This is a genomic window from Chitinophaga sp. (assembly GCF_036569125.1).
Taxonomy (GTDB): domain Bacteria; phylum Bacteroidota; class Bacteroidia; order Chitinophagales; family Chitinophagaceae; genus Chitinophaga.
Map to the genome: position 1 here is coordinate 1 of NZ_DATCRF010000590.1, position 8,190 is coordinate 8,190.

7 protein-coding genes are annotated in these 8,190 nt (G+C 47.6%); 2 read left to right on the forward strand and 5 right to left on the reverse strand.

Annotated elements, in window-relative coordinates; all coding sequences use genetic code 11:
* A partial coding sequence (locus VIM87_RS22045; protein ID WP_331999101.1) for an Lrp/AsnC family transcriptional regulator occupies positions 1-233 on the reverse strand: 233 nt, incomplete at its 3' end.
* 86 nt (positions 234-319) lie between these two features.
* Here VIM87_RS22045 and VIM87_RS22050 point away from each other — a divergent pair.
* A complete protein-coding gene (locus VIM87_RS22050) occupies positions 320-1,186 on the forward strand; it encodes a DMT family transporter (protein WP_331999102.1) in 867 nt (288 codons plus the stop codon).
* On the opposite strand, the gene VIM87_RS22055 is transcribed toward VIM87_RS22050, so the two are convergent.
* Entirely contained in the window at positions 1,108-1,527 is a 420-nt protein-coding gene (locus tag VIM87_RS22055) for a helix-turn-helix domain-containing protein (protein ID WP_331999103.1), read from the reverse strand. The two genes, VIM87_RS22050 and VIM87_RS22055, sit on opposite strands and share 79 nt — an antisense overlap.
* 162 nt (positions 1,528-1,689) lie before the next feature.
* Here VIM87_RS22055 and VIM87_RS22060 point away from each other — a divergent pair, with 162 nt between their 5' ends.
* Positions 1,690-2,487 carry an SDR family oxidoreductase gene (locus VIM87_RS22060; protein ID WP_331999104.1) on the forward strand — a complete coding sequence of 266 codons (798 nt, stop codon included), beginning with the start codon at positions 1,690-1,692 and terminating at the stop codon, positions 2,485-2,487.
* Positions 2,488-2,709: 222 nt separating this feature from the next.
* Here VIM87_RS22060 and VIM87_RS22065 read toward each other — a convergent pair whose 3' ends face one another.
* From VIM87_RS22065 to VIM87_RS22075, 3 genes are all read right to left on the reverse strand, one after another.
* The gene (locus tag VIM87_RS22065) at positions 2,710-4,227 is read right to left on the reverse strand and encodes a glycoside hydrolase family 32 protein (protein WP_331999105.1); all 1,518 of its coding nucleotides are present in this window, start codon (positions 4,225-4,227) and stop codon (positions 2,710-2,712) included.
* A gap of 341 nt (positions 4,228-4,568) precedes the next feature.
* On the reverse strand, positions 4,569-6,287 hold the full coding sequence (locus VIM87_RS22070; protein ID WP_331999106.1) for a RagB/SusD family nutrient uptake outer membrane protein: 1,719 nt from the start codon (positions 6,285-6,287) through the stop codon (positions 4,569-4,571).
* Positions 6,288-6,305: 18 nt separating this feature from the next.
* Positions 6,306-8,190 (reverse strand): SusC/RagA family TonB-linked outer membrane protein (locus VIM87_RS22075; protein ID WP_331999107.1); only part of this gene is annotated, 1,885 nt, incomplete at its 5' end.

An 8,190-nucleotide genomic window follows, 5' to 3' on the forward strand; every position in this document is an offset into this window, starting at 1 on the left:
GTATAGGCATGCGGCAGCTTTACGCCTATCAATGCTTTTTCCGTGTACTGCAGGCGCCGGAAATCGATATGGGTACCAAAGCCTTTGATGATGCCTGCTTCTTCCATCCGCTTTATTCTTTCGCCCACGGCCGGCGCGGTAAGGCCTATACGGCGGCCCAGCTCCGCGTTACTGATACGTGCGTTCTGCTGCAGTTCATTCAATATGGCTTTATGTAATTCATCCAGCTGCATATAAATTCTTTCGGTTTGTAAGTTTGGCGAAGATATTCCTTTGAATCGAAAGCGGCCTTCCGCCCTGCCGGCATTTACTTTGTGCCATGAAAACACTCACGGCTGTGAATACGGCTAACCGTTCCTTTCTGCTGGCTATTTTAGCTATCTGCTTTTTAGCCAGCGGCGGCATCTTTGTCAGGCTCAGCACCCTGCCACCCATTCATACCGGCTTTTACCGGGTACTGTTCTCTGTTTTTATCCTGTACCCGTTTGTTAAAAGTAAATTACGGCAATTGGATGTAAAAACGATGGCCACTATTATTATAGCGGGGGTATTCCTGGCGCTGGACCTCATACTCTGGAACATCTCCTTTCACCTGACTTCTGTAGCCAATGCCAACCTGTTTGCCAATTTAGTGCCTTTTACTATGATACCGGTGGCATATTTTGTTTTTAAAGAGCGTTTGCAGCCCCGGTTCTTTTTAGGCGTGGCCATCACTTTAGCAGGTATTTTCTTGCTGGTGTCCGGTAAAATAAATCCTACGTTCAGCAATTACCAGGGCGATCTGCTGGCGTTTGCCACTTCTGTTTTTTATGCACTGTTCCTGCTAACGGTGTATACTATACGGGATAAGGTAGATGCGCTGACCATTATGTTTATAAGCGCTTTCGGCTCTCTGCCGGTATTATTTGGGGCGATGGTTTGGCGGGAAGGATTTTATGTGCCACAAACGTTTACAGACCTATACCCGCTGATCTGTTTAGCGGTGCTTTCTCAAATTCTTGGGCAGGGATTGCTGAGCTATTGCATGGGCAAGCTGCCGGTGGCGGTGGCTTCACTGGTGGTGCTTACGCAACCGTTAGTTGCGGCAGTGTATGCCTATATACTATTTCATGAGCGGCTATCTTTTTTGGAAATGGCCGGTATGCTGGTGGCTTTAACGGGGATCTTTTTTGCGAAAAGATCCTGACGCCGCTTATGTTTGGTGATAGCTTCGTGCATTTGGCTCCCCAACTCCGTCATAGCCATCAAAACAGGGATAACTGTTTGACCGATCCCGCTTAGTTCATATTCAACACGTGGCGGCTTCTCGTTATAACTGTGCCGGATAATCAATCCATCCTCCTCCAGCTCCTTCAATTGTTCGGTTAATATCTTACGCGATATATCCGGTATTTGTACCGCCAGCTTTCCAAACCGGACAGCTCCATTTAACAGCCGTCCAAGGATAATGGGTTTCCACTTCCCACCAATATAGGTCATCGTATAAACAATCGGGCAGGTGGATGTATGTGCTTTAAATTTCTTCATTGGTTACATGAATGTTACCACTTTTCGGCTTTTAGTTACATAAACGTTACTGCCAATTAGTGTTGCGATGATAATCACAAGCAACAGTTTTAGTTACTTTATGAAACTAAAGTAAATCTATTTTTCGGTAAACGAACATCACGTAATTAAAAAACATCCAGGATGGAAAGTAAACAAACAACTCATGGAGTATTACAAGGCAAAATAGCCCTGGTGACAGGGGGAACAAAGGGAATTGGTAAAGCTATTGTTAAAAGATTGGAACAAGCAGGTGCAACTGTTATTGTCACGGCCCGGAACCAACCGGATGAACAGCATGCTACATCTACCTTCATTGCTGCCGACCTGTCACGGGCTGAAGAGGTGACCAAAGTAGCCAACATCATTCATGAGCAATTCGGGCACATAGATATACTGATCAATAACATGGGAGCAAACACATATCCAGGTGGAGGATTTAGTACCCTGACTGACGAACACTGGATCCAGGCCCTGCAGGTTAACCTGCTTTCTTCTGTTCGCCTGGATAGGGCGTTGCTACCCAAAATGCTGGAGCAGAAAAGCGGAGTGATCATTCACATATCCACCACCAGTAGCCGGTTTCCCCTGTGGGAGGCTACCATGGCTTATAGTGCCGCAAAATCAGCATTGAACACCTATAGTAAAGCATTGGCTACAGAAGTAGCCGGTAAAGGCATCAGAGTAGTAACCGTATCTCCCGGTTTAAATAAAACGGAAGCTATGACCGCTTTTTTGGAGGATTATGCAAAACAGGCAGGTATTACTGTAGAAGAAATGACTGAAAAGCTTTTCCAAAGAGTTGGTGGCGTACCACTGGGAAGAATGGCTGCTCCGGAAGAAACGGCAGAACTGATCTACTTCCTTGTTTCACCCGCCGCCTCCTATATCACCGGCGCAAATCTGGTTATTGATGGAGGAAATTTTCCGGTAGTTAACTAAATACTTAAAACAGTTCCGGTTCGGTGATGTACTGCTACCGGGACAAAAAATGTGAAGGGCTTACTAAACAGAATATAAAATCATAAATGTAAAATTTAAAAGTAGAATGCCATGATCTCAAGAATACACTTATGTTCTCAGCGTTCTACTTTTACATTTGTGATTTAAAATTTTAAATTTTACATTCTTTTTAGTCAGCCCCACACTATTATATATTCTCCCCTACTTATCCAAATTCCACACCTTCAGCTCATTCAGCTCCACACTCCCCTCTTTCGCAAAAGCTGCAAAACCAGTGGCGCCGGCCGCGGGAAACAACAAAGTAGTAAGCACCTGCTCGCCATCATTCACAAATACTTCCAGGGATGATTTATCAAACAGCACCTGCAACTTTATTTTATTGTTCACCGGTTGTACCTGCAGCTTTTGTACATCGCCGCTAACCTTGCCCCCTTTCATATCTGCCAGGTACAGCTCGTGGCTTTGGGTGTTATAACCCAGCACCGTTTCCATACCGCCTTTTTGCTGTGCTATCTTCAGACCAAAATCTGTTGCAGTGCCGGGTGTGAACGCTGCCTCTATCCAGTTGGTATTAGTGTTAAAGCCATTTGCTGTATTTAAAGGCAGCTCCTGGTTATTGATGGTTACATCCTTTTTGGACAACTTTTTTGAAGCCGGTAGTTTATCCAGCGAAGCATTCAGCACTGCTGATGGCTGCTGAAATAAACGTATGCCCGCCGGCGTGGTTTTTAACAACAGGTCACGGGGAATAGACATTTGCCCGCGCCAGGGAAAAGTGGCGGTTTCAAAAGGCATGAGCCAGCCAATCATGGTTTGCCGCCCCTCTGGTAGATGATTGTAGGGGATAGCGGCGTAAAAGGTTTTGCCATAATCCACGAACAGCTTGCTTTCCGCCGGATTGCTATTGGTAAATGTTTTGCCATCAAAATCACCAATGAAGTATTGCATGCCGGTGGCGGCATCCGGGTTGCCGGATGATACCATGAGCAGCCATTTCTTTTTTGAAGGATCGCCATCTACATAAAGCGGCGTTAAGGAAGGGCATTCCCAGATCTTGCGCGTATCGCCCTGATCGCCAAATTCGCTCAGCAGCTCCCAGTTCTTCAGGTTAGCAGAACTGTAGAACTGCACTTTATGTTCTGCCGGTACCGCTACTGTCATCAGCCATTTCTGCTGATCTTCCAACCAGATCACGCTGGGATCGCGGAAATCCTTTTTATTAATATCCACCACCGGATTGCCGGCATATTGGGTGTAGGTTAAGCCGCCGTCATTACTATAGGCAATGAACTGTGATTCCTTTTGCTGTTTAGGCTGATCTGCGGTATAGATGGCCACAATAGGCGCTTTGCCGTTCTTACCAAAACCGCTGCTGTTCTGCTTGTCCAATACGGCGGAGCCGGAAAAGATCCAGGTGGTGGTATCCTTGCTTTCCATTTCCGGAATGGCTACCGGTAAATGTTTCCAGTGCAGCAGATCTTTGCTGGTGGCATGGCCCCAGCTCATATGCCCCCATTTGTTTTCAAAGGGATTGTGCTGGTAATACAGGTGGTATACGCCATCCAGGTAGATCAATCCATTGGGATCGTTGGTCCAGTTCTTAGCGGGTGTGAAGTGGTACACCGGGCGCCATTGAGGCGTGGGCGTGCTGGCGTCCTGGGCGTGCAGCAGCGCTGGTAGCGCTACTGCGAGGAATGCGAAAAGCGTTTTTTTTATCATAACTTCTTTTTTTCTTTTGTTCCTTTTTGCCTCCCCAAAAAGGAACCAAAAAGGGGACCGCAACCGGTTACCGCCCGGTTGCGGTGTGGTACATTGATTAAGCTTTTTTGCTACTGTGGTGCCGGGCATTTGAGCCTTGAGCTGCACAGTGTTTTATGATGTTTTACTTTTTATGCGTTTGATATGTTTTTGATATTTGTTTAACATGCTTTTGACATGCTTTTTTGCCGTGTTATTGACTTGTTTTTTGATATATCTTCTGATATACTTTACGATATATTTTTGGTATGCTTAGCGCATACTTTGTGGTATATCGTGTACATCGTATATATCATGGTTCCTTACCAGCCCGTATTCTGTTTATATAAGCCTTTGCTGAAGTTAATCTGGTTCAGCGGTATAGGCAAATATTCGTCGCGGCCTTTTTTGAAGAGCGCGTCGTTGAGGTGGGCGCTGCGAGTTTTTTCGGTGGTAAAATAAGCGTTCAGGTATTCTGCTGCAATGCCCCAGCGTACCAGGTCAAAAAAGCGGTAGCCTTCCATGGCAAATTCCAAACGCCGCTCCCAGCGCATGGCCTGGCGGGCAAAGTCCTGCGTCCAGGTGCAGTTAATGCCCGGCTGGTAAATACCCATTTTGTAATTGGAGGTAAAGCTGCCGTTGGTTTGTTTTAACAGACTGGTGCTGGCAGCTGCCCTTTGCCGGATGCTATTGATCAGGGGCAACGCTTCATTTTGCCGGCCCAGCTCTATCAGGGCTTCTGCTTTAAACAGCAGCACATCGGCATAGCGGATCAGCTCCCAGTTCTTGGAGCTGGACATAAAAGGCGGCACCTTCTGAAACGCAGGATCATCCGGCAACACCGCCTCCTTCAGGCTCAGGTAGCTGCCATACACTTCCGGCGCACGCGCCCAGGAGCGCTGATAAATGAAGGTTGGGTCGTATTTATAAGGATGCCCCGGAATGGCTACGGTATGGTCTAAACGCGGATCAAAAGTGAGGGTCTGGAAATCACTTTCCTTGGTAATGTTCACGTTGTTGAACGTGTTGAACATGGGCAAGCCAAAGTTATCTGTTTTAAAGGCATTCACCAGGTTATAGCTGGGGGAGTGAAAGCCGCAGCAACCATAATCCTGGTTCATGGGATAATCCAGCGCATGGCCGTAATCCAGGCGGCCTTTGGGTGTGCCATCGTCCTTGGAATACTGAATGGCAAAAACAGATTCAGGGCCGTTCTCATTCTTTGATAGGAAGTTATTGGCAAAATCTGCTGCCAGCTGGTATTTACCGGATGCCATCACTTCATCGCAAAGCGCATTTACCTGCTGTAACATAGCAGCATCAATACCGGTAACGTTATTACTCTCATCCTGCTTATAGGCTGCATACAAAAGGGTTTTAGCCAGGTATGCCTTAGCCGCAAACTTATTGGGACGGCCTGTTTCAGGCTGTGTTGCCGGTAAGTTAGCTGCTGCAAAAGTGAAGTCGGATATGATCTTGCCCCATAGCTCCTGGTCAGTGTACACGCGGTTGGAAATGCTATCATAGCTAGCCTTGGGCATAGTTTCATCTATATAAGGCACATGCTTGAAAAGTACTTTCAGTAAAAAGTAAAAGTGGCCGCGCAGAAATTTCATTTCTGCCTGGCGGATGGCTTTATTGGGGAAAGCGTCATCTGTGGCAGTATTCAGGCGGCCCAGGGCATCATTAGCCCGGCCTATGCACACGTATAAACGGAACCACAACAGGTCAGACGAACCATTATCTACCCGGTTCAGGGAAAAGGTTTCGTAAAAATGAAAGTCGCTGATATCGCCGGCGCCATCGCCGCCTTTATATGCATCGCCACTGCGGATGTTGCCATAAGGCCACATGCTGGAATAAGGGGCGGTGTAATGGTCGTTCCCTAAACCGGCATAAGCGGCCACCACCATCTTTTCCAGGTTCTCCGGCGTATTCAGGTCATCGCCGGAAATCACCGCCTGCGGCGTTTGATCCAGGAACTTGCTGCAGGCGCCCAACAGCAGGCAGCTGCCTATAATTATATATTGAAGGTACTTCATGTTGCTGTGTTTAATAGTTTAAAAGGACAGGTTTAAACCCACGGTGCCAATTACCGGGATAGGGTAGGCATTGTTCGGGTTTTCAGGATCAGTGGCAGTGAAAGACCTGCTCTTTATAGTGAACAAATTACTGCCCTGCACATATACCCTGGCCGTTTGTAAACGCTTGCTGAAAAAATGCTGAAAGCTATACCCTACCTGCAGGTTCCGGAGTTTCAGGTAAGAACCGGATTCCAGGAAATAGGTGGAGGTGCGGTTCTCGTTATTACGGTCTACCAGCGTTAAAGCAGGTATAGATGCATCTGCGTGCTGGGGTGTCCAGGCATCCAGCGTACGTGCGCCCCAGTTAGTACCCGGCCATATGGAGGCAAAGTCGGTGTAGGTTTTAAAAGTGTTATACACCTGTATGCCCTGTACGCCCTGCAGGAAAAAGGTAAGGTCAAAATGTTTGTACTCTAAAGATACATTCAGGCCATAGGTAAAATCAGGATCGCCTTTACCAATGTAGTTGCGGTCCTTATCATCCACCACGCCATCTCCATTCAGGTCCTTATAGCGGATGCGGCCAAGCCCCTTGCCTATCTGGTCTGCATAATCATCCACCTCTTTCTGGGAGCGGAACAACCCATCTGCTATGTAACCGAAAGTGGAATTAACGGACCGTCCCAGGATGGTTTTATCCTGCCCGTTGCCGGGGTAAGAGGTAAGCACCTCTGCCGGCAGCTTTGTAATTTTATTGCGATAGGTGGCTACGTTGCCGGTAACAGTTAAGGCCAGCCCCGGAGCAATGTTGCCATTGTAAGACAGTAATACTTCCAGGCCCTTGTTCTGCATAGAAGCGCCGTTCACGAACTTGGTGCCGCCCTCACCTATCACTGCCAGGTAAGCCGGGCTAATGAGAATGTCGGATGTTTTCTTAATAAAATAATCCACGGAACCACTGAGGCGGTTATCGAACAACCCAAAGTCCAGCCCGAAGTTTGACTGTACGGTGCTTTCCCATTTCAGCGCGGGATTGCCCTGCTGTATCAATGTATAGCCGGATGGCAGCTGCCCGGAGCCTGCGCCGCCAAGATCATACGCGCTGCCGCTATCAAAATCCCAGGTAGGATCTATACCATAAATAGCGGAGTATAAAGTGTTGGTGGCATTGTTGGCAATTTCCTGGTTGCCGGTCTTACCCCAGCCATAACGCAGCTTCAGGTCAGAGATGAAGGCTACATTATTCTTAATGAAGTTTTCTTCGCTCACGCGCCAGCCCAGTGATACAGCGGGGAACATCCCAAAGCGGTTGTCTTTCCCAAAACGGGAAGATCCATCGCGGCGCAGCGTAACAGATGCCAGGTACCTGTTATCATAAGAATAGTTAACCTTACCAAAGTAGGATAACAACGTATAGCCACTGCCGGTACCGCCGTTATCCTTGTTGGTGGAGCCTGCGTTCAGGTAGGAATAGTCAATATTTTCCAGTGCATAACCCTGCCGGCTGGCGTAAAAGTTCTGTGCCATATATTTAATCTGCTCTTCGCCCAGCAGTAAGTCCAGGTGATGTATTTGCAGTGTTACATCGTAGGTAAGGGTATTTTGCCATACCCAGTTACCATTATAGTCCTGCGAAGTTTGGGAAAAATTCGTCTTATCTGACAGGAAACCGGAAGTATAGGATTTGCGCAGGGTACGCTGGTAGGTACCATTATAATCTATCCCATAGCTGCTTTTAAAATGCAGGTTGGGAATAATTTCGAGGTCGGCGTAAGCATTACCGAAAATGCGGTAAAAGTTGCTTTTGTTCTGCCGGTTATCTTCGATCAGGCGTACGGGATTCTGCCGGTCCGTCATGCCGGGTGCAGGGCCGCCCCAGCCGCCATCCACGGTATGTATGGGCACCACCGGCTGCTGTACC